The 18,745-nt window shown below is 65.4% G+C and carries 15 protein-coding genes; 6 read left to right on the forward strand and 9 right to left on the reverse strand.

The genetic code is table 11. From position 1 onward, the window contains the following. Nucleotides 1-24: 24 nt before the first annotated feature. Nucleotides 25-414 carry a DUF222 domain-containing protein gene (locus tag M9952_12905; protein MCO5313822.1) on the forward strand — a complete coding sequence of 130 codons (390 nt, stop codon included), beginning with the start codon at nucleotides 25-27 and terminating at the stop codon, nucleotides 412-414. Next, the gene (locus M9952_12910; GenBank protein ID MCO5313823.1) at nucleotides 390-1,523 is read left to right on the forward strand and encodes a DUF222 domain-containing protein; all 1,134 of its coding nucleotides are present in this window, start codon (nucleotides 390-392) and stop codon (nucleotides 1,521-1,523) included. The genes M9952_12905 and M9952_12910 overlap by 25 nt, the downstream gene beginning before the upstream one ends. 94 nt (nucleotides 1,524-1,617) lie before the next feature. On the opposite strand, the gene M9952_12915 is transcribed toward M9952_12910, so the two are convergent. The 3 genes from M9952_12915 to M9952_12925 all read right to left on the reverse strand — a co-directional run bounded on the left by M9952_12915 (nucleotide 1,618) and on the right by M9952_12925 (nucleotide 5,557). Then, a complete protein-coding gene (locus tag M9952_12915; GenBank protein ID MCO5313824.1) occupies nucleotides 1,618-2,589 on the reverse strand; it encodes an SDR family oxidoreductase in 972 nt (323 codons plus the stop codon). A 22-nt stretch (nucleotides 2,590-2,611) separates the two neighbouring features. Beyond that, nucleotides 2,612-3,892 (reverse strand): UDP-glucose/GDP-mannose dehydrogenase family protein, encoded by a 1,281-nt coding sequence (locus M9952_12920; GenBank protein MCO5313825.1) that lies wholly within the window; start codon nucleotides 3,890-3,892, stop codon nucleotides 2,612-2,614. 63 nt (nucleotides 3,893-3,955) lie between these two features. Next, the gene (locus tag M9952_12925) at nucleotides 3,956-5,557 is read right to left on the reverse strand and encodes an LCP family protein (protein MCO5313826.1); all 1,602 of its coding nucleotides are present in this window, start codon (nucleotides 5,555-5,557) and stop codon (nucleotides 3,956-3,958) included. Nucleotides 5,558-5,657: 100 nt separating this feature from the next. On the opposite strand from M9952_12925, the gene M9952_12930 reads away from it, so the two are divergent. Together M9952_12930 and M9952_12935 are read left to right on the forward strand one after the other, a co-directional pair. Then, nucleotides 5,658-6,698, forward strand: a complete 1,041-nt coding sequence (locus M9952_12930; GenBank protein MCO5313827.1) for a chorismate-binding protein — start codon at nucleotides 5,658-5,660, stop codon at nucleotides 6,696-6,698. Further along, on the forward strand, nucleotides 6,695-7,531 hold the full coding sequence (locus M9952_12935) for an aminotransferase class IV (protein MCO5313828.1): 837 nt from the start codon (nucleotides 6,695-6,697) through the stop codon (nucleotides 7,529-7,531). The genes M9952_12930 and M9952_12935 overlap by 4 nt, the downstream gene beginning before the upstream one ends. A 13-nt stretch (nucleotides 7,532-7,544) precedes the next feature. Here M9952_12935 and M9952_12940 read toward each other — a convergent pair whose 3' ends face one another. Then, nucleotides 7,545-8,345: a biotin--[acetyl-CoA-carboxylase] ligase gene (locus M9952_12940; GenBank protein MCO5313829.1), complete on the reverse strand. Its 801-nt coding sequence runs from the start codon at nucleotides 8,343-8,345 to the stop codon at nucleotides 7,545-7,547. Between the two features lie 16 nt (nucleotides 8,346-8,361). Here M9952_12940 and M9952_12945 point away from each other — a divergent pair, with 16 nt between their 5' ends. Further along, nucleotides 8,362-10,131: an acetyl-CoA carboxylase biotin carboxylase subunit gene (locus M9952_12945; protein MCO5313830.1), complete on the forward strand. Its 1,770-nt coding sequence runs from the start codon at nucleotides 8,362-8,364 to the stop codon at nucleotides 10,129-10,131. Nucleotides 10,132-10,147: 16 nt separating this feature from the next. Here the strand turns inward: M9952_12945 and M9952_12950 are convergent, their stop codons facing one another. Both M9952_12950 and M9952_12955 read right to left on the reverse strand, forming a co-directional pair. Beyond that, nucleotides 10,148-10,672: an RDD family protein gene (locus M9952_12950; protein ID MCO5313831.1), complete on the reverse strand. Its 525-nt coding sequence runs from the start codon at nucleotides 10,670-10,672 to the stop codon at nucleotides 10,148-10,150. 12 nt (nucleotides 10,673-10,684) lie between these two features. Next, nucleotides 10,685-12,049 (reverse strand): FAD-dependent oxidoreductase, encoded by a 1,365-nt coding sequence (locus M9952_12955; GenBank protein MCO5313832.1) that lies wholly within the window; start codon nucleotides 12,047-12,049, stop codon nucleotides 10,685-10,687. A 223-nt stretch (nucleotides 12,050-12,272) separates the two neighbouring features. Between M9952_12955 and M9952_12960 the strand changes: the two genes are divergently transcribed. Then, nucleotides 12,273-14,999 carry a glycosyltransferase gene (locus M9952_12960; GenBank protein MCO5313833.1) on the forward strand — a complete coding sequence of 909 codons (2,727 nt, stop codon included), beginning with the start codon at nucleotides 12,273-12,275 and terminating at the stop codon, nucleotides 14,997-14,999. Nucleotides 15,000-15,061: 62 nt separating this feature from the next. Here the strand turns inward: M9952_12960 and M9952_12965 are convergent, their stop codons facing one another. Genes M9952_12965 through M9952_12975 form a run of 3 tightly spaced genes read right to left on the reverse strand, consistent with a single transcriptional unit; the run spans nucleotide 15,062 to nucleotide 18,743 of the window. After that, complete coding sequence (locus M9952_12965; GenBank protein ID MCO5313834.1) at nucleotides 15,062-16,279, reverse strand: ABC transporter ATP-binding protein; 1,218 nt, start codon at nucleotides 16,277-16,279, stop codon at nucleotides 15,062-15,064. After that, entirely contained in the window at nucleotides 16,279-17,100 is an 822-nt protein-coding gene (locus M9952_12970; protein MCO5313835.1) for an ABC transporter permease, read from the reverse strand. Before M9952_12970 ends, M9952_12965 begins: the two co-directional genes overlap by 1 nt. Further along, nucleotides 17,100-18,743, reverse strand: coding sequence for a glycosyltransferase (locus tag M9952_12975; protein MCO5313836.1), 1,644 nt, complete (start codon nucleotides 18,741-18,743; stop codon nucleotides 17,100-17,102). The genes M9952_12970 and M9952_12975 overlap by 1 nt, the downstream gene beginning before the upstream one ends. Nucleotides 18,744-18,745: the final 2 nt, after the last annotated feature.

Raw genomic sequence — 18,745 nt, forward strand, 5'->3', positions numbered from 1 at the left:
GGGGTCGCGTTTAGTATCAAACGCATGTTCGAGGGCTTCGACAGCGAACTGAACAACCTGGGTTCCGGGATCGACGATGTTGCGGTCCTGTTCGAGCTGCAACGGCGTTTGGATCTGCACATGATCGACGTGTTGGGCGAGTTGGATGCTGTTGGGATGACCGACATCGTCGAAGGCCTGTCCGCCAAAGCGTGGGTGTCGAAGACGGCTCGTTGTTCCGGTGTGACCGCGGCCCGACGTGTTTCGGTGGCTCGGGCGGTGCGGCGCCGGTATCGGCCCGAGGTGTTGGACCGGCTCCGTTCCGGTGTTGCGGGGTTTGACCATCTGGTCGTGATCGGACGGTGGTCGAACCGCGGATCGAACCCACCTGGTCCGACAACGCCGGACCCATGTTGGATTTGGCCGAACATTTGACGTTCGCGAAATGGGAAAAGATCATCGCCGCGCTGGCACGCCTCGTCGACACCGACGGCACCGAACCCGCCCCACCAGCCGAAAAGTCCTGGCTCGACCTACGCGACATCCACGGCCCCGACGGTGTCATCGGCGTAGAAATCGTCGGAGAGTTCTTCGGCGACTACGCCGAAGTTGTACGCCAAGCCATCAACGACGCCACCAACCGTCACCGCAAACAGGTCCGCAACGACGCCGAACAATTCGACCGGTCACCGACAACATCAGAATCCCAACTACGGGCGAAAGCGTTGATGGACCTGTGCCGGTTCGGCACCCAGTTCACCCTGTCGGGTAACTACCGGCCAGGAACCGCAGAAGTCACCATCATCTTGCAGGCCGACGAACACGGCCAACCACGCGCGTATTCGCCTACGGGTGATCCACTCACCGCGGACGTGATCGAACGGATGATGTGTGACCCAGAACTACGCGCTGTCCTGTTGGACTCGTTGGGCCAACCGTTGGATGTCGGCCATAGCGTCCGGTTAGCGACCGACGCTCAACGCGCCGCACTCGCAGCGCGTGACGGGGGGTGTTGTTTCCCCGGCTGTGATGCTCCCGCACAACAAACCGAAGCCCACCACGTTCGACATCACCGCAACGGCGGTGCCACCGCAGTGACCAACCTGGCCTGTCTGTGCCGACACCACCACGGACTGGTGCACCGCGTCGGCTGGGCCATGCACATCACCACCGACGGCTGGACCCTCTACACCCACCCCTGCGGCATCACCATCTGGGGGCAACAACACGGGGTACAACGCCAAGGCCCCATCCCCTCTGAGTTGGACACCGAACCCGAACCACCGATTCGGCCCAAAGTGAAAGTCCGCGGCGGAACCGTCGATTTGGGCGACGCTATCGCCACGATCCGGCGCCGTTACGACCGCATGGCCGCCAACCCCGACACCCGCATGTACCGACCCCACGACGCCCGCCGGTCAAGCACAGGCCGAAACTCGGGCCGGAGCAGCCGAACCGGCGGAGCGACGAGGTCCGGGCGCCCCACAGTCGGGCAACTCTCACTCACCCCGACCAAACCACCCCAACCACCGATACGCCAATGAACGGATGAGAACGTTCCCGGAATCGCCCGCAGTGCCGCTTTGCCGGTAGCCCCATCCGGGGCACCTTGACGCGCACCGGCCCGCTGGTGCCGGTTCACACGATGAACTGATCGCCCGGGGTGATGTCGTGGCCGGCGGCCTGCAACGATGCGAACCACTCGATTGTCGCGGTCAACCCGTCGCGAAGTGAGGTCGTCGGTTCCCAATCCAGCTCCGACTTGGCGAGCGAGGTGTCGGCTCTTCGTTGGGTCGGATCGTCCTCGGGCAGCGGCTCGAAGACCAGTTCGGATTTGGCTCCCGTCAGTTCCAGCACCAGCGAGGCGAGTTCGAGCATGGTGAACTCGAAATGACTTCCGATGTTCATCGGGCCGGGGTGACCGCTGTCGAGGAACCGGATCGTTCCGTCCACCGTGTCATCGACGTACCCGAAGCTGCGGGTCTGACTGCCGTCGCCGTAAATCGTGATCGGACGCCCGAGCAGCGCCTGCACGATGAAGTTCGACACCACGCGACCGTCCCCGGCGCGCATGCGCGGACCATAGGTGTTGAAGTACCGCACGATCGCCGTGTCGACGCCGTGGATGCGCCGATACGCGGCGGTGACGGTCTCAGCGAAACGCTTCGACTCGTCGTACACACTGCGCGGACCGATCGGGTTGACGTTGCCCCAGTAGCTCTCCGGCTGAGGGTGCACCGTCGGGTCACCGTAGATCTCCGAGGTGGAGGCGACCATGAACCGGGCGCCATTGGCCCGCGCCAGTTCAAGGGTGTGAAACGTGCCGTTCGAACCGACCTGCATCGTGCCGAACGGATCGCCGAGGTAATCGCGAGGCGACGCCGGCGACGCGAAGTGCATCACCGCGTCGACCCGACCGTCCACCTTGAACGGCAGCGAGGCATCGGCCTCGATGAACTCGAAGCCCTCGCGTTGGGACAGGGCCTCGATGTTCGACCGCTGCCCACTCGAGAGGTTGTCGACGCAGACCACCTCGTCACCGCGGTTGAGCAGGTGGCTGGACAGGTGATATCCGAGGAATCCGGCTCCCCCGGTCAACACAACGCGCATCTTGTCTCCGTTGCGCGACCGCCTATCGGCGGCCGATGCCTTCGTAGTCGAATCCCGCCTGACGAGCCCGCGAGCGGTCGAGCAGGTTACGCGTATCGACGATCTTGCGGACCGCCATCGCCGCAGCGACGTCGTCGAGATCGACCCACTTGAACTCATCCCACTCGGTCAAGACGACGAGAACCTCCGCCCCCTTGACGGTGTCGAGCGGGTCGGACACCACCGGGATTCCCTCAATATCGAGGCGGATGGCGGGATCGTAGGCCGTGACGTTGGCACCCAGATCCTGAAGCCGCTTGATGACCTCGATCGCCGGGGACATGCGGGTGTCGTCGGTGCGGGCCTTGAACGTCAGACCCCACGCGGCGATGCTCTTGCCCGAGACGTCGCCTCCACATGCGGCGACCACCTTGCGCACGACCCGGTCGAACTGCTCTTCGTTCACCTCGACAACGCCCTTGAGCATGCGGAAGTCGTATCCAGCGGTCTCCGCGATGTGAATGAGCGCGAGGGTGTCCTTCGGAAAGCACGACCCACCCCAGCCGGGGCCCGGGTTCAGGAACTGATGACCGATGCGCTTGTCGTAGCCCATGCCGAGCACGACGTCGGCGACGTCGGCACCGACCGCCTCGCAGACAGCGGCCACCGCGTTGACGAAACTGATCTTGGTGGCGAGGAAGGCATTGGAGGCGTACTTGATCGTCTCCGCGGAGGGCGGGTCGGTCACCATGATCGGCGCCGTCAACCCGATGTAGAGACCAGCCATGCGAATCGCTGCCGACTGGTCGTTGGCCCCGATCACCACTCGATCGGGGTTCAAGAAGTCGTGCACCGCCGAGCCTTCACGAAGGAACTCCGGGTTGGACACGACATGCACGTCGCCGCGTTGCAACGCCCGCTCGACCACGCGGGTCGAACCGACCGGCACCGTCGACTTGTTGATCACGATGGCGTCGGGTTGCAGCGCCGGACCGATCTCGCGCGCGGCCGCCTCGATGTAGGACAGGTCGGCGGATCCGTCGTCGGCTTGTGGGGTCGGGACGCACAGGTAGACGAATTCTCGGTCGCCGACGGCATTGGTGGCACCGAGCACGAACCGCAGGCGGCCCGATCGCACCCCTTCCTTGACCAGGTTCGGCAGGCCGTCCTCGAGGATCGGGATCTCACCGGCGTTGAGTGCGTCGACCTTGGCCTGATCGATGTCGGCACAGACGACGTCATGGCCCATCGAGGCAAGGCACGCTCCCGTCGTCAACCCGACGTATCCGGTGCCGATCACCGCAATGCGGCTCCCTGCGCCCACTCTCGACTCTGTTCCGACATGCACTGCGCCCACTGGGCTCCTCCCACAACAACCCGGTCGGGTTTACCGACATGACGCTGCCATCGCAGCATCGAACGGGATCATACCGACCGTTGCCGGTTCCGATTCATCTTGGTCAAGGCTAGAGGTGGTCGTCGTATTTCCGACCACCGTCTCCGCCACCGACGTTGTAGTTGCCGACGCGTCGGTCGTCGATGGGTGATTACCCGCCTGGCTGGTCCTCATGGTGGTCGTCGTGGTCGTCGTGGTCGTCGTGGTCGGCACGACGATCTCCGCCGCTTGACGAACCATGTCGGTCGGCAGCGGCTCGGGACGAAGCGACGGTTCGCTGTTGAGTCTCGGGATGAACTCGAGACGCCGCCCAGGAAGGTCCTCGTCCAACACGAACTCGATCTCGCGGGCCGGGTCCAGGTCGAGATGGGCCGCCAACACCGCTGCCGCTTCCGCTCCGTCGGCCCCGTAGCGAATCGTGTCCTTCTTGGCGGTGGTCGACCCGTTGAAGGCCTTGGCGCTCTCCGCCGTCGCGTCGAAACCCGCTCCGTCGAGCGCTGAAACCAAGCCGTCGGCGGCTTCGAAGGAATCGGGCACCGACACGATCACATCGCTAGCCCTCACCTCACCCTCGGCCGGCACGCCGCGGAAGAAGCGCAACAGGTCGGCCGCTTCATCCCACTGCACGCTCTCGGCCGACGCTCCGCCCTTGTTCGTTGAACTCGTCGGCAAACGATGCGTTGCGAGCTGGTCGACCGGGAACTCCCGGAAGGTCTGGATGAGATCGACGACCCAGTCTGCGTTGATCGTGTCATCGGTGGTCACCGACCCGATCGCCGCATTCACGAGCTTGTACGCGGTGATCGGGTTTCGAATCCCACGCTCGATGGCCGACTGGGCCGTCTGCTTGATCAGGTCCTGCTGTCGGGCGATCCGGCCGTAATCCACCGTGGTGTCGTGCTTCCACTTCCCGCCCTTGGTGTAGGTGTCGCTGTCCTGCCACCACAGGTCGCGGGTTCGGGCGTACGCCAAGGCCTGTTCGGGGTCGAGGGTGATGCAGCCGGTCTCGGGCAGCCACAGGCTCGTCTTGGGGTCCTTGATCGGGTACTTGTTGTAGACGCGAATGCCACCAAGTGCCCGGTACACCTCCTTGAAACCGCCGAGGTCGACTTCGACGTAGTTGTCGATCGAGATCCCGAAGCTGTGGCGGATCGTGGCGATCAGTTGCTTCGGGCCTTCGGTGCGGTTGAGGGCACCGTTGATCTTGGTGCTCGACCAGTTCGGAGCGACCGGAACCCAGGTGTCTCGCGGGATCGACAGGATCGCGGCGGTCTTGGCCACCGGGTCGACCCGCAGGATCATGATCGTGTCGGCGAGATGCTCGGAACCACGACCCTTCTTCGTGGGGTCGTCGTCATCGAGCCCCGACGAATCGTCGGTGCCCACCATCAAGATGTTGCGCACTTCGGTATCGGAGATCCGGGCGTTCGCGATCGAGTCGATGTGATACACGGGGACTTCGGCAGCTTTGGCCCGCGCCACATGAAATGCTCCGGCCGCTGCCAGGCAGGCGAGTGCCAGCAGCGAGTTGAACGCGATGAGGAGGCGTTGACCCCAACTGCGACGTCCGCGACGTCGACGGCGGTTACCCATGGTGGGCGATCCTACCCGTGGCTATGGCGTCACCTGAGGCTGGCACCTGAGAACGCCGCGCACCGACTGACGCTTCCACGGCTGCCCTAGTGTCGGGGCGGTGGCCAAGCGTTTCGACCCCGCACCCGTCGCCGTTGTCGGCGACCGTTTGTGCTCCGAACTCGCCGATGTCACCTCCGACTTCACCGCACTCGATTCCAGCGGCTTTTGGGCAGTGGTCATCCCCTACGACGGCGAGGCGGTCTGCGCACGGTTCGCGACGGTGCGCCCCGCTGTGCCCTGGGCCGGGGCACCGTGGCGCGGACCGGCGCTCGACTCATGGCACAGCAGCCTCGACCGCGACGGGTTCGTGGCCGGAGTCCGCTCCATCCGCGAGTCCATCGCTGCGGGCGACGTCTACCAGGTGAACCTCACCCGCCGACTTCGTGCCCGCCTCACCGACCCTGAGCACCAACGCATCGAGGCACTCGGCGCCGCGCTGGCGCTGGGAAACCCGGCCCCATTCAGCGCGGTCGTGTCGCTGCCCGACCACGACATTGCGGTGGCGTCGGCCTCTCCCGAGCTCTTTCTCGCCCGCGACGGCGACGTCGTGCGCTCGTCGCCGATCAAAGGTACGGCGCCGACCCCGGAGGAGTTCCTCGACAAGGACCGCGCCGAGAACGTCATGATCGTCGACCTCGTGCGCAACGACCTCGGCATGGTGTGCGACTGGGGAACGGTGACGGTGCCGTCCCTGCTGGCGACCGAAGAGCATCCGGGGCTGTTCCACCTGGTGTCGACCGTTGAAGGACGCCTCCGTTCCGGCCTCGGATGGGCCGATGCCATCGGCGCGACGTTTCCCCCGGGATCTGTCACGGGTGCACCCAAGATCAGCGCGTGTTCGATCATCGATCGGCTGGAACCCGACTCGCGCGGCGTGTACTGCGGTGCCATCGGCTGGGTCGATGCGGACTCCCGCCGAGGCGCACTGAACGTCGCTATCCGGACCTTCTGGATCGAGGGCGACGAGTTGAACTTCGGCACCGGCGGCGGAATCACGTGGGGATCCGACCCGACCGGCGAATGGAACGAAACCGAACTCAAGGCGAGACGACTCCTCGGGGTCGCCTCGGCGACGACCTCACGAGGAGACACCACATGAGCAACCCGACCAACCCGAGCGTCTGGATCGACGGCCACCTCGTGTCGGCCGACGCCGCGCGCGTGCCCTACGACGACCACGGCATCACCGTCGGCGACGGCGTTTTCGAGACCATCAAGCTGACCGACTCCGGGCCGTTCGCGTTGTCCCGCCACCTTGAGCGACTCCGCCGTTCGGCCGACGCCATGAAAATTCCCGCCCCGTCCGATGAGGTGGTTCGCGCCGCGATCGCCGAGGTGGTCGCCACCCACGAGGGCGACGGGTTCCTGCGCGTCACGCTGACAGCCGGACCGGGACCGTTGGGGTCGAACCGCGACGAGCTCACGCCTCGACTGATCGTCGCCGTGCGACCCGGCGAAGTCCGCGTCGCCCCGACGACGGTGGTGCTCGTGGGCTACACCCGCAACGAGCGGGGCGCCCTCGCCGGGGTGAAGTCCACCTCGTATGGGGAAAACGTCGTGGCGCTTGCGGCCGCCGCCGAGTCGGGCGCCTCGGAGGCACTGTTCGCCAACACGGTCGGAGATCTGTGCGAGGGCACCGGTTCGAACGTGTTCGTCGGCTTCGGCGACCGACTCGTCACCCCACCGCTGCACTCGGGGTGCCTCGACGGCATCACGCGGGCGCTGCTCCTCGAAGCCGGGGTCGGCACCGAGCAGGACATCCCGGTCAATTCCCTCGGCGACGCGACCGAGATGTTCCTGGTATCGACCGCACGAGAGGTGCAGCCCGTGACCGCGATGGGCGACCTGGTGCTCCCCCTCGCGCCGGGCCCCTTGACGACGCGAGCGCGCGAGGTGTGGCTGGAGCGCGTCGCCGAGCGCCTCGACCCCTGACGGTCCTGCCGCCTCAGATGGGCCGTAGGTGCACCACGTCGCCCACCGACACGGTCACCGGACCCGTCGCGGTCTCGACAACGAGTTCCCCGTCGGGGCCGACTGCGACGGCCGTGCCTTCCAACAATCCGTTTGGTTGCTCGATTCGAACACGCCGACCCAACGTCGCCGAGCGGGCGCTCACCGCATCGCGCAACCCAACCCGTCCGTCGGGACCTGCCGCTGCGTCGAGGTGCATGGCGGTGCGTCGGATCAGCTCGATCACCACGTCGGTTCGATCGACGTCATGGCCCGCGAGGTGATTCAGCGCCGTTGCCGTATCACTCAGTTCGGCGGGCATCTCGGGCCAGTTCACGTTGATGCCGATGCCGACGACGACCGCATCGACACGCCCGTCCACGACGACCGCCTCGGCAAGTATTCCCGACAGCTTGCGGTCGTCATGGGTCCCGGTCGATGCCGCAGCGGCCACGAGGTCATTGGGCCACTTGATCCCGACCCGCCAGCCGACCACGTGTTCAATCGCCTCCGCAGCCGCCAACCCAACCGCGGCCGTCGCCAGGTGGGGACTCGAGGTCTCCGGGGCGGGACGAACGAGTACCGAACACAGAATCGACGCACCGGCACCCGCGCTCCAGTCGCGACCCAGGCGGCCGCGACCCGCCGTTTGGAATTCGGCGCCGAGCACCTGCTCGCCTTCCCCGCGCCGTGCCGCGTCGAGGAGGTCGGCGTTGGTCGAACCCGTCTCGCCGACCCAGGTAATCCGGGAAAATCGGGTCCCGGCAAGCGCTGATGTGGCACGCGTGAGGTCCATTCGGCCACGATAGAGCGTGTTTTCCAAAGTCCTGATCGCAAACCGTGGTGAGATCGCCGTCCGAGTCATTCGGGCATGCAAGGAACTGGGCATCTCCACCGTCGCCGTCTACTCCGACCTCGACCGGGACGCGCTGCACGTGCGACTCGCCGATGAGGCCTATGCCCTCGGCGGGCAGACCGCCGCCGAGAGCTACATCAATACCGACAAGTTGCTCGAGGTCATCAAGCAATCCGGTGCCGAGGCCGTGCACCCCGGCTATGGCTTCTTTTCCGAGAACAGCGACTTCGCCAAGGCCATCACCGAGATGGGCGTGAAGTTCATCGGGCCGCGCCCCGAGGCGATCGACGTCATGGGCGACAAGATCTCCGCACGCCTCGCCGCGGAGAAGGTAGGCGTGTTCGGCGTTCCGGGCACCACCGACATCCTCACCGACCCGCAAAAGATCATCGACTTCGGCAACGAACACGGCTTCCCTGTCGCCATCAAGGCGGCGTATGGGGGCGGCGGTCGCGGCATGAAGGTCGTCAACTCGGCCGACGAGGCCGCCGACGCACTCGAGTCAGCCCAACGTGAAGCCCTCGCGTATTTCGGCCGCGACGAGTGCTACATGGAGCGCTACCTCACCAAGCCGCGCCACGTCGAGGTCCAGATCCTCGCCGACGAACACGGCAACTGCGTGTATCTCGGCACCCGCGACTGCTCGGCCCAGCGGCGTCACCAGAAGCTCATCGAAGAAGCGCCGGCCGCGAACATCCCCGCCGAGATCATCACCCAGATGGGCGAGGCGGCGGTGGCCGTCGCCAAGGGCTGCGACTACGTCAACGCCGGCACCGTCGAGTTCCTCTACGAGGATGGCGGCTTCTTCTACCTCGAGATGAACACGCGCCTGCAGGTCGAACACTGCGTCTCCGAAGAGGTCACCAGCAAGGACCTCGTGGAATTGCAGCTGCGTGTCGCATCGGGCGAGCCGCTGCCGTTCACCCAGGACGACATCGAGATCCACGGCCACGCCATCGAGGTGCGCATCAACGCCGAGAACGTCGCCGAGGGCAAGTTCCTGCCCTCCCCCGGCAAGATCGACAAGCTCCGAGTTCCCTCCGGCATCGGCGTGCGGTGGGACGGTGGCTACGAAGAAGGCGACGAGATCTCGCAGTACTACGACAACCTCGCCGGCAAGCTGGTCGTGTGGGCCAAGGATCGCCAGACCGCGATCAACCGCACGATCCGCGCGCTCGAGGAGTTCGTCATCGAGGGCGTGGCGACGACCATTCCCGCCGACCTCGCCATCTTGAAGGCCCCCGAATTTCAGGCATTCGAACACTCCACCAAGTGGGTGGAAAGCGGGCTCGACCTCACGGGCGTCGGCGTCGATCCGGTCGCGGCCTCCGACGAGGACGACGAGCCGAAGGTTCGCCGCACGGTCGACGTCGAGGTGAACGGCAAGCGATTCTCCGTCGCCATGTACCTTCCCGAAGGTGCCGGCCTCGGCGGGGGCGCAGGAGCCGGTGGTGGCGCCAAGAAGAAGAAGGCCAAGCGCGGTTCCGGCGCAGCGGCCGGCCCGGCGAAGGGGTCCGGGACGCTCGTGGCGCCGATGCAAGGCACGATCGTCAAGGTCGTCGCCGCCGTGGGCGACACGGTGACCGAGGGCGACACGATCTGCGTGCTCGAGGCGATGAAGATGGAAAACGCCATCGTCGCCGACAAGGACGGCACGATTGCGACGCTCAGTGTCGAGGCCGGTCAGGCGGTCGGCTCGGGCGACGTGCTGGCGGTCATCGAGTAGTCACGCTGCCGCCGGGTCAGTCGTACAGCACGATCGACCCGGCGGCGCGATCGTGCAGGCCGCGTCGCTGCGGGTCATAGAAGACCCGGGCGTACACGACGGGCTGCCACACGATCCACAAGCCGCCGAAGGGCAACCCCAGGGCGAGAATCCCGCCCAGTGCCGGAACGATCGCGCGCATGAGCGAGCGGCTGATATCCACCCGTCCGCCGTCGACCATGCGCACGACCCGGATACCGAACAACGCCTTGCCGAACGTCCGACCAGTGGCGGCCACCGACACGAAGTCGTAGAGGACGGGCACGAACGCGCTCACCATCTGCACCCACAGCGGCACACTTGCCATTATCGCGACCACGTCGCCGTCGCCCCAGTCGACGAACACCGCCGACAGCACCGCCCCCGGGATCCCCTGAATCAACAGGTCGAAGATCTTGGCTCCGACGCGCACCGCCAAGGTCGGCACCGTTCCCGCTGCGGGGTCGGCGAAACTCCCGATTGGGCGCGTGCGTTCCGGATGCGGCGGATCTGGCGGGAACATGGGTACCGCAGGCTACTCGGCGGCCTCCATCAGGGCTTCCGCGAGGGCCGGATGGACCAGCAGGCTTTCGGCGATGTCGTTGACCCGAAGCCCGGCATTGACCGCCACCGCGATGACCGAGATGAGCTCCGCCGCGTGACGCCCGACGATCGAGCCCCCCAGCACCACGCCCGTCGCCGGGTCGCTGACCAGCTTGACGAACCCGCGGCTGTCGTTGTTGATGAGGGCCTTCGCGGTGGTGGCGAACGGCACCTTGGTGACCCGCACCTTGCGTCCCTCGGCGAACGCGTCCGCTTCGGCGAGGCCGACGTCCGCGATCTCCGGGTCGGTGAAGATCGCGGAGGCCGCCTTGTCGTAGTCGAGATGGCGATGCGACACGATGTGCATGCCCATGACGTGTTCGGCGATCTTTCGCCCCTGCATCGAGGCCACCGAACTGAGCGGCAGCTTGCCGGAGAGGTCGCCGGCAACGTAGATGTGCGGCAACGAGGTGCGCAGGTGGTGATCCACCGTAGTGACGTACCCGCCGTCCATCTCGACGCCGACCTCCGCCAGGCCGAGGCCCTCGGAATTGGGAATCGACCCGATGGCCAGTAACGCATGACTGCCGGCCGCGATCCGACCGTCGTCGCAGATCACGCTGACCCCCGAGTCGTTGCGTTCGATGCCGACCGCTCGGGCGCCCTTGAGCAGTTTGACCCCGCGGCTGACGAAGTCCTCCTCGAGCACCGCCGCCACCTCGGGATCCTTCTGCGGCAGCACCTGATTGCGACTGACCACGAGCGTGACCTTGGACCCGAGCGACAAGAACATGTGCACGAACTCCACGCCGGTCACCCCGGAGCCGATCACGACCAGATGTTCGGGGATCTCCCGGGGCGGGTAGGCGTCTCGTGTGGTGAGAATCCGATCACCATCGGGCTGGGCGAACTCGGGGATCCGTGGGCGCGATCCGGTGGACACCAAGATGGCGTCGGCCTCGATCTCCTCCACCGCCCCATCGACGGTGTGCGCTTCGACCCGGTGCTCGCCCACGAGTCGTCCGGTGCCCATGATGATGCGAACACCCTGGCTTTCAAGCAGCTGACGACCGGAACGTTCGAGGGTGGCGGTGATGGTGGAGATGCGGGTCTTGAGCGCGGCCAGATCGACGTGGCCCTGCGCCGGCTGCAGCCCCATCGACTCGGCCTTGGCCAGTTCTCCCACCGCACCTCCGGTGGCGATCATCGCCTTCGACGGCACGCAGTCCCACAGATTCGCGGCGCCGCCGATCACGTCGCGTTCGATCAGCGTGACCTTGGCGCCCAGGCGGGCCGCCACCGTCGCCGCCTGCACCCCCGCAGGCCCACCACCGATGATCACAAAGCGCAGCGTCATGGGGCCAAGGCTACCGGCGGCACCGCACCGCGAGATCACCCCTCGGGCGCCCTGGCGTCGCCAGGAGGTCCGAGCGCGAAACCCCACGGCTGCTAACGTTTCGGTGTGCTCTCCGCCCGAACGTCTGCTCGTCGTCTGCCGGAGCCACCCTCCCATGACCGATGACCAGCGACGAGCGCTGCCGGTTCCTCCTCCAACGCGTCGGGACCGGATACGGGAGGCGATGAACGAACGGCTCCCCGAAGGGACGATGGCGCGACGATGCGCTGAACGCGCGCTCACAGCGCTGCGCGCTGCCCGCTCGCTCGTTCCGCTGCGCTACGGCGGCACCCGTCGAAAGCCCGAGCGGGAGTACCCCTACGCTCAATGGTTGGACTCACGGCGCAGCGCTCCCCGACCGGCATCCTCGCGCCCGGCCGAACGGGGATCGGTGCTCGTTGTCGCCTTCGTGCAACCCGATACGTCGGCGACATCGCTCGAGCGCACCGCCGCATCGGTGCGATCACAGCACGGCGCGGTAGCCCGCCTCGAGGTTGTGGACGCCGACGCCGTCGAGTGGTCGCCGTCGTCATGCGGTGCCGACCTCGAGACCTTCGTCATCATCGTGCGCGCCGGCGACGTCATCGAGGCGGACACGGCTCGCAGGGTTCTCGATGCGTGGTGGCGACGCCCCGACGTCGAACTCGTCAGCTGGGACGACGATCTCGGCGCAACCTCGCCGAGGTTCCGAGACGGCTGGGCCCCCGACACTCTGCTGTGTTTCAACACGCTGGGACGCTCGTTCGCGCTGCGCGCCGACATGTTCACGCGCTCCGGCGGCTTCCACCCGACCGACGGCGACGCCGCGTGGTGGGACCTTGTCCTGCGCTCCGATCTCGACGACTCGCGGGTCGAACACATTCCTGATGTTCTGGGCCACCTGGCCGTTCGCCCGCTCGATGCCCCCGACGGGGCAGACGCCTTCATCAATCACTGGCTCGAACGCCACGGGTGGCCGGCCAAGGCGGTGCACCGTCAAACCCACATCGACCTCGAGTGGACGCTGGATTCGCCACCGTCGGTGTCGATCATCGTCCCGTCGCGCTGCAACCGACCCATGTTGGAGCGACTGCTGCCCAGCCTCGAAGCGACCGACTACCCCAACTTCGACGTCGTGATCGTGGACAACTCCGGCCACAGCGAGGAAAAGGCCTCGTGGTACCGCGACCACACGGGCACCCTCGACCTCCGCGTCATGTGGTGGACCGAGGAACCGTTCAACTACTCGGCCGTCAACAACGCCGGCGCAGCGGCGACCACCGGCGCTGTGCTCGTCTTCCTCAACGACGACACCGAGGCGCTGTCACACGACTGGCTGACCAACCTCGTCGGCTGGGCAACCCGGGACGGCGTCGGTGTCGTCGGGGCTCAACTTCTCTTCGAGGACGGCACTCTTCAGCACGCAGGGGTCCGCCTGTCGCATCACGGCATGGCGGATCACTATTTCTTGAAACTCGCCCCAGGCACCGAAACGGTCGCCGGACCGGCCGGATTCACCCGCACCGTCTCCGCCGTCACCGGAGCGTGCGCGGCGCTCGAACGTCGGCTTTTCGACGAGATCGGAGGCTTCGACGAACGTCTCGTGCTGACCGGGAACGACGTCGAACTCTCCATCGACGCGCTGCGCAGCGGCGCGCGCAACGTACTCACCTCGGGGGCCCGCCTGCGCCACTTTGAGTCGGTAACCCGAGGCAACACCACCGTGTGGGACGACACGTTTCGCAGCTACTGGCGCTTTCGACACTGGATCGCAGCGGGAGACCCGCGCTTCAGTCCGAACCTGCGCATCATCGGTCCGGAACCGTCATGGACCCGCCCCTGGGATCCGACACCTCTACAACTGATGGAACAGCACTTCCATCGCCGCCTCGATCCGCGACTCGACGACGACCTGCCCGCACCCGCCATCCAGGCCGCGTGGAACGAGCTCCCTGCCGCGGCCCACCGACGTGTCGACGGTCCGCTGTCGACAGTGGTCTGGGTCGCCAGCCATCTCACCGGACCGACCGACCCTCACGTCGAGATCGCGCTCGAGGTGGCCGCCCGCCTCGCCCACATGGGCATTGAGTCGGTGTTCGCCGTCGCTGCGATCGAGGACCCGCTGTGGTTCGGGTCCATCGTGTCCGGCGCATCCCGGAGCGCCCCGGTGCACCGCGTCGTCCACCTCGGACCCCACGCCGAACGGCCGCTTCCCGACGGCGATGCCCTCGTGGCGATCGACCCGGCCATCCGTCCACTCGTCGCGGCCGATGCGCGTCGAGGCCTCGCCATCGCCGTCGACCCCGACGAGGTGATTCGTGACCTCGATCTCCTCTGCAACAACGCCGCGACAGCATCGGCTCACGCCGCACTCGGCGGTAGGTCGTTAGTCATCGAACCGCACATCGTCGCTGTTCCCCGCCCTGCTCCCGCCCCTGGTGGTCCTGCCGCTCAGCCGACGACTACACGCTCGATCATCTTCGATGTCGATGTCGCCGCCGACCGCGTGGCCTGGGAAGCAACGATCGAGACAGTGGGCTCACTCAAGGCCCAGCTTGGCACCGGTATCCGACTCGTGGTGAGCGCCGACGAACTCGACGAAGCCGTCAAACTCAGGCTCGGTGACGCCGAGATCGTCATTCGCCCCGATGAGCGGTCATTGTGGCGATACTGCCAGTCTGGAGATCTTGTCGTGTGCCTGTCCTCCCCGCTGACCCAGCCGCGGCGGGCTCGTTGGTGGCGTGCCGCCACACCAGACGTCGCCGTCGCGAGCGCCCCCGGTTCCCCCGAGGGCGGTCACCGCCGTCATCACAAGCCTCTCAGCGCCCCACTCGTACAGGCGTGGCTGAACGGAGAGGCCCCAATCGAACCTCTTGAACACGCCGAGCCCGTCGACCCACAGCGGCTCATCGACTTTCTCCGAGGAACCTGACACCCTGCGGCCACCTCGAGCGCTAGCCTCAGCGCCGGCATCCCGGCTCAGGGTGTCTCGGCTCAGGACGCGCCACGGTGGATCGACCACTCACCGATGGTCTTCACATGCCCGAACGCATCGCTGTCCCCGTTGGGACGGATGGTGAGGTGAAACGCCCGTTCGAGCCGATCGAACACGTGGCCGCGGTTGCGGTCGTAGATCGACGTCGACACCTCCCAATCACCGGGCATCAAGCGCATGTCGTCGATGTGAAAGTCGACATACCCCTCACCGCTCACGCGTCCAAAATCTTCCCCACACCATTGACCGGTCAGGTGGAAACCTGCATCGGAGTGGACCGAGATCGCGAAGGCGGGGGATTCGACGGGTTCGGACGCCCGGTAGAACATCCGGATCGTCAACGGATCACGCGAGGGCAAAAAGCCGACCTGGTCGCCGGTCCCGTCGAGGAACTGAACCGAGGTCACCGCGATCTCGCCGGATCCCTGGCGCCCGTACTCCGCCATTCCACCCGTAGGCGCCGCAACGTCGGACTGGGTCTCGTCGCGGTTGACCTTGTGGATGTAGTCCTCGACGACCTCGAGAGCCGGCCCGATGGACTGCACCTTGCCCCGTTCGAGCCACATCGCACGATCACACATCGTCTGGATCAGTCCCAACCCGTGAGACACCATCACGATGGTGACTCCCTGTTTGCGGAGCTGATAGAGGTGCTCGAAGCATTTGCGTTGGAACTCCTCGTCACCGACGGCGATCACCTCGTCGATGATCAGGATCTCCGGCTGGACATTGACCGCGACGGCGAAACCGAGCCGCACGAACATGCCCGAGGAGTACACCTTGACCGGTACGTCAAGAAACTCACCGAGCCCGGTGAATTCGGCGATCTTCGGCACGAGCGGCTCGATCTCGGAACGCGAGAAGCCGAGGATGGTCGCGTTCATGAAAATGTTCTCGCGCCCAGTCAGCTCCGGGTGAAACCCGGCACCGAGTTCGAGGAGGGCCGAGATGCGCCCGTTGGTGGCGACCCGGCCCTTCGTCGGCCGGTAGATCCCGGCGATGCAGCGCAACAGGGTCGATTTACCCGAACCGTTGTGGCCGACGAAACCGAAAACCTCGCCCCGTTCAACCGTCAGGTCGACGTCCTGTAGCGCCCAAAACTCGTTGTAGCGGCCGGTCTTGCGGCGCGTGAACTGTTCTTTGATCGACCGGGTGCTCTCGGTGTAGAGCCGGAACTGCTTCGAGACGCCCTCGACGGAGATCGCTGCGTCAGCCATCACAACTCCTCGATCACGCCGGGTGCCGACCGGGCGAACAGCAGCCACCCGCCACACGCCACCACGAGCGAAACGACACTCATCACGGCAAGATTCCCCAGAGAGGGCGCTTCCAGCGTGTACAACGCCTTACGCATGTTCGTCACGAACTGCGTCATGGGGTTCAACTCGAAGACCCGACGGATCGGGAACCATCCGCCCAGCTTCTCGGGAATGATCTCGGCCCGATAGACGATGGGCGTCGCGTAGAAAAGCAACTGCAGTCCGATCCCGATGAGGTAGCTCACGTCGCGATACCGAACATTCCACAGGCTCACAACGAGGCCGATTCCGATCGAGAACATCGCCAACTGCACAATCGTCACGAGCGCGAACACCGCAGTCCACGAGACGACTCCCAGGCCGATCAGGAACGCCAGCGCGATACACAGCTCAATTCCGAACTGGACCAACGCCACGCACATGTTCGCGATCGCTGGGCATTCCGGAGGGAAGTACACCTTGGTGAGCATGCCGCCGGACGCTTGGAAGGCCATCATCGAGCCATTGATAACCGAGTTGAAGAAGTTCCAGGCGATCAGAGCGCAGAACAGGTACAACGCGAAGACCTTGGTGGAACCATCGCCAGCGACGGGCGGCTCGACCTTCAGGAAGACGCCGAACACAAGCGTGTAGATACCGAGCGTCGCTGCCGGGTTGATGAGCGACCACAGCCAGCCCAGGATGCTCTTCTTGTGACGAGCCTTGAGGTCCCGCTGAGCAAGGTGGTAGATGAGGTTCCGGTACTGCCAGATACGCACCGGAGAGTTGGAGACGACCATCAGCTCCTCACCGCAGGACGGCGTTCATTCAAAACGTAGGATCCCGGGATTCCGAAGTCGCTCGGGTTGAACACCAGATTCGGGTTGTAGAACGGATCGTTTCCGATGTAGTGGCTCCACCGTTCATTGAAGTCACGGGTCTCCACCGGCGAGACGTTGTGATCGCGGCTCGCGGACTCGTGATGCACCAGCTCGACCTCGGGGTTGAACGCGACCCGGTACCCGGTCTCGCGAAGCTTGAGGCAATAATCGACGTCGTTGTAGGAGGACGGAAACTGCTCGCTGAATCCTCCCACCTCGAAGAACGCGTCGCGTCGCGTCATCATCGCTGCCGCAGTCACTGCTAGGTAGTTGTTCCCCAGCCGTAGTACCGAGAATGAACCCGGCGCATCACCGGGGAAGCCCATGCAGACATGTGCCGGCCCGGACTCGGCATTGGCCGTGGTCACGCCGGCGTGTTGCAGGCGTCCGTCGCCGTAGACGAGTTTCACGCCTACCGCGCCGATGGCCTCCTGGGCGGAGTACATCAGCATCGACTCGATCCAGTTGGGCGTCGTGATCTCAATGTCGTCGTTCAACAACAGGAGGTGATCTCCACGCGAGTTCAGGACTCCGAGGTTGATCTGCTCGGAGAAGTTGAACGGCTTGTCGAACTCGACCCACGTCAGTCGGCCGCCGAAGCGTTCCTCGGCGACCGCCCGCACCCGCGGGTCGGTGTGAATGTCCGCGACCACGACGACCTCGTAGTTCTCGTAGGTCGAGACCTCGTCGATCGTGCGAAGGCAAGCCGTCGCCACCGGCTCGACGGCCCCGCGAATCAACTTGGCGCTCCCGGCCGTCGGAATCACGATGCTGACAAGGGGCGACTGCGTCAGGCGCGGTTCGAGGCGGTACCAACCGGGTTGGGCCAAATCGTGGGTGACATGGGCCTCGAACCCGGTCCGGTCGCAATGCGACTGGATGGCCTTCTGGCCGGCGATCCATGCGTACGGTTTGGCGTTGACATCACCTGCTGCCGAACCGCTGATGATGCGCCACCCATACAGGATCTCGGGAATGTGGACGATCCGCCTCGCCCGCTCGGTGACGCGAAAGACCAGGTCGAAGTCCTGGCTGCCGTTGTATTCGGCCCGGAATCCGCCGACCTCGCGCACGAGCGATGCCCGCATCGTGGCGAAATGGCAGGTGTACATCTGGTAGCGGAAGCGCTCGGGAGACCAGTCCGGCTTGAAGAACGGGTTGTGGCGAAAGCCGTCCTCGGTCAGCTTGTCCTCATCGGTGTAGATGTAGTCGATGTCCTCGTAGTGGGCGTCGATCACCGCCGAGACCTTGGCGAGACACTCCGGGTATAGCTCGTCATCGTGGTCGAGGAACGAGACGAACTCACCGGAGGCAAGTTCGAGACAATCGTTGGACGCTGCCACGATCCCACCGTTTTCGGCACGGTAGGCGACCTTGATCCTCGGGTCGAGCGCCGCATACTCCTCGAGTAGCGGGCGGACATGAGGCGACGGCGACTTGTCGTCGACCAGGCACAGTTCCCAGTCGACGAAGCTCTGGGATCTCACCGATTCGACCATTGCCCGGAACACGGGCTCAGGGGTGTTGTAGATCGGAGTGACGATGGAAACACGCGGGGTCATTG

The organism is Microthrixaceae bacterium, assembly GCA_023957975.1.
In the GTDB taxonomy this organism is placed as follows: domain Bacteria; phylum Actinomycetota; class Acidimicrobiia; order Acidimicrobiales; family Microtrichaceae; genus JAMLGM01.

Coding starts and splice junctions, on each gene's coding strand:
- M9952_12970 (MCO5313835.1), bottom strand. CDS start 17,100: ATGGTCGTCTCCAACTCTCCGGTGCGTATCTGGCAGTACCGGAACCTC.
- M9952_12940 (MCO5313829.1), bottom strand. CDS start 8,345: ATGGACCTCACGCGTGCCACATCAGCGCTTGCCGGGACCCGATTTTCC.
- M9952_12955 (MCO5313832.1), bottom strand. CDS start 12,049: ATGACGCTGCGCTTTGTGATCATCGGTGGTGGGCCTGCGGGGGTGCAG.
- M9952_12960 (MCO5313833.1), top strand. CDS start 12,273: ATGAACGAACGGCTCCCCGAAGGGACGATGGCGCGACGATGCGCTGAA.
- M9952_12915 (MCO5313824.1), bottom strand. CDS start 2,589: ATGCGCGTTGTGTTGACCGGGGGAGCCGGATTCCTCGGATATCACCTG.
- M9952_12975 (MCO5313836.1), bottom strand. CDS start 18,743: ATGACCCCGCGTGTTTCCATCGTCACTCCGATCTACAACACCCCTGAG.
- M9952_12935 (MCO5313828.1), top strand. CDS start 6,695: ATGAGCAACCCGACCAACCCGAGCGTCTGGATCGACGGCCACCTCGTG.
- M9952_12910 (MCO5313823.1), top strand. CDS start 390: ATGTTGGATTTGGCCGAACATTTGACGTTCGCGAAATGGGAAAAGATC.
- M9952_12925 (MCO5313826.1), bottom strand. CDS start 5,557: ATGGGTAACCGCCGTCGACGTCGCGGACGTCGCAGTTGGGGTCAACGC.
- M9952_12905 (MCO5313822.1), top strand. CDS start 25: ATGTTCGAGGGCTTCGACAGCGAACTGAACAACCTGGGTTCCGGGATC.
- M9952_12950 (MCO5313831.1), bottom strand. CDS start 10,672: ATGTTCCCGCCAGATCCGCCGCATCCGGAACGCACGCGCCCAATCGGG.
- M9952_12965 (MCO5313834.1), bottom strand. CDS start 16,279: ATGGCTGACGCAGCGATCTCCGTCGAGGGCGTCTCGAAGCAGTTCCGG.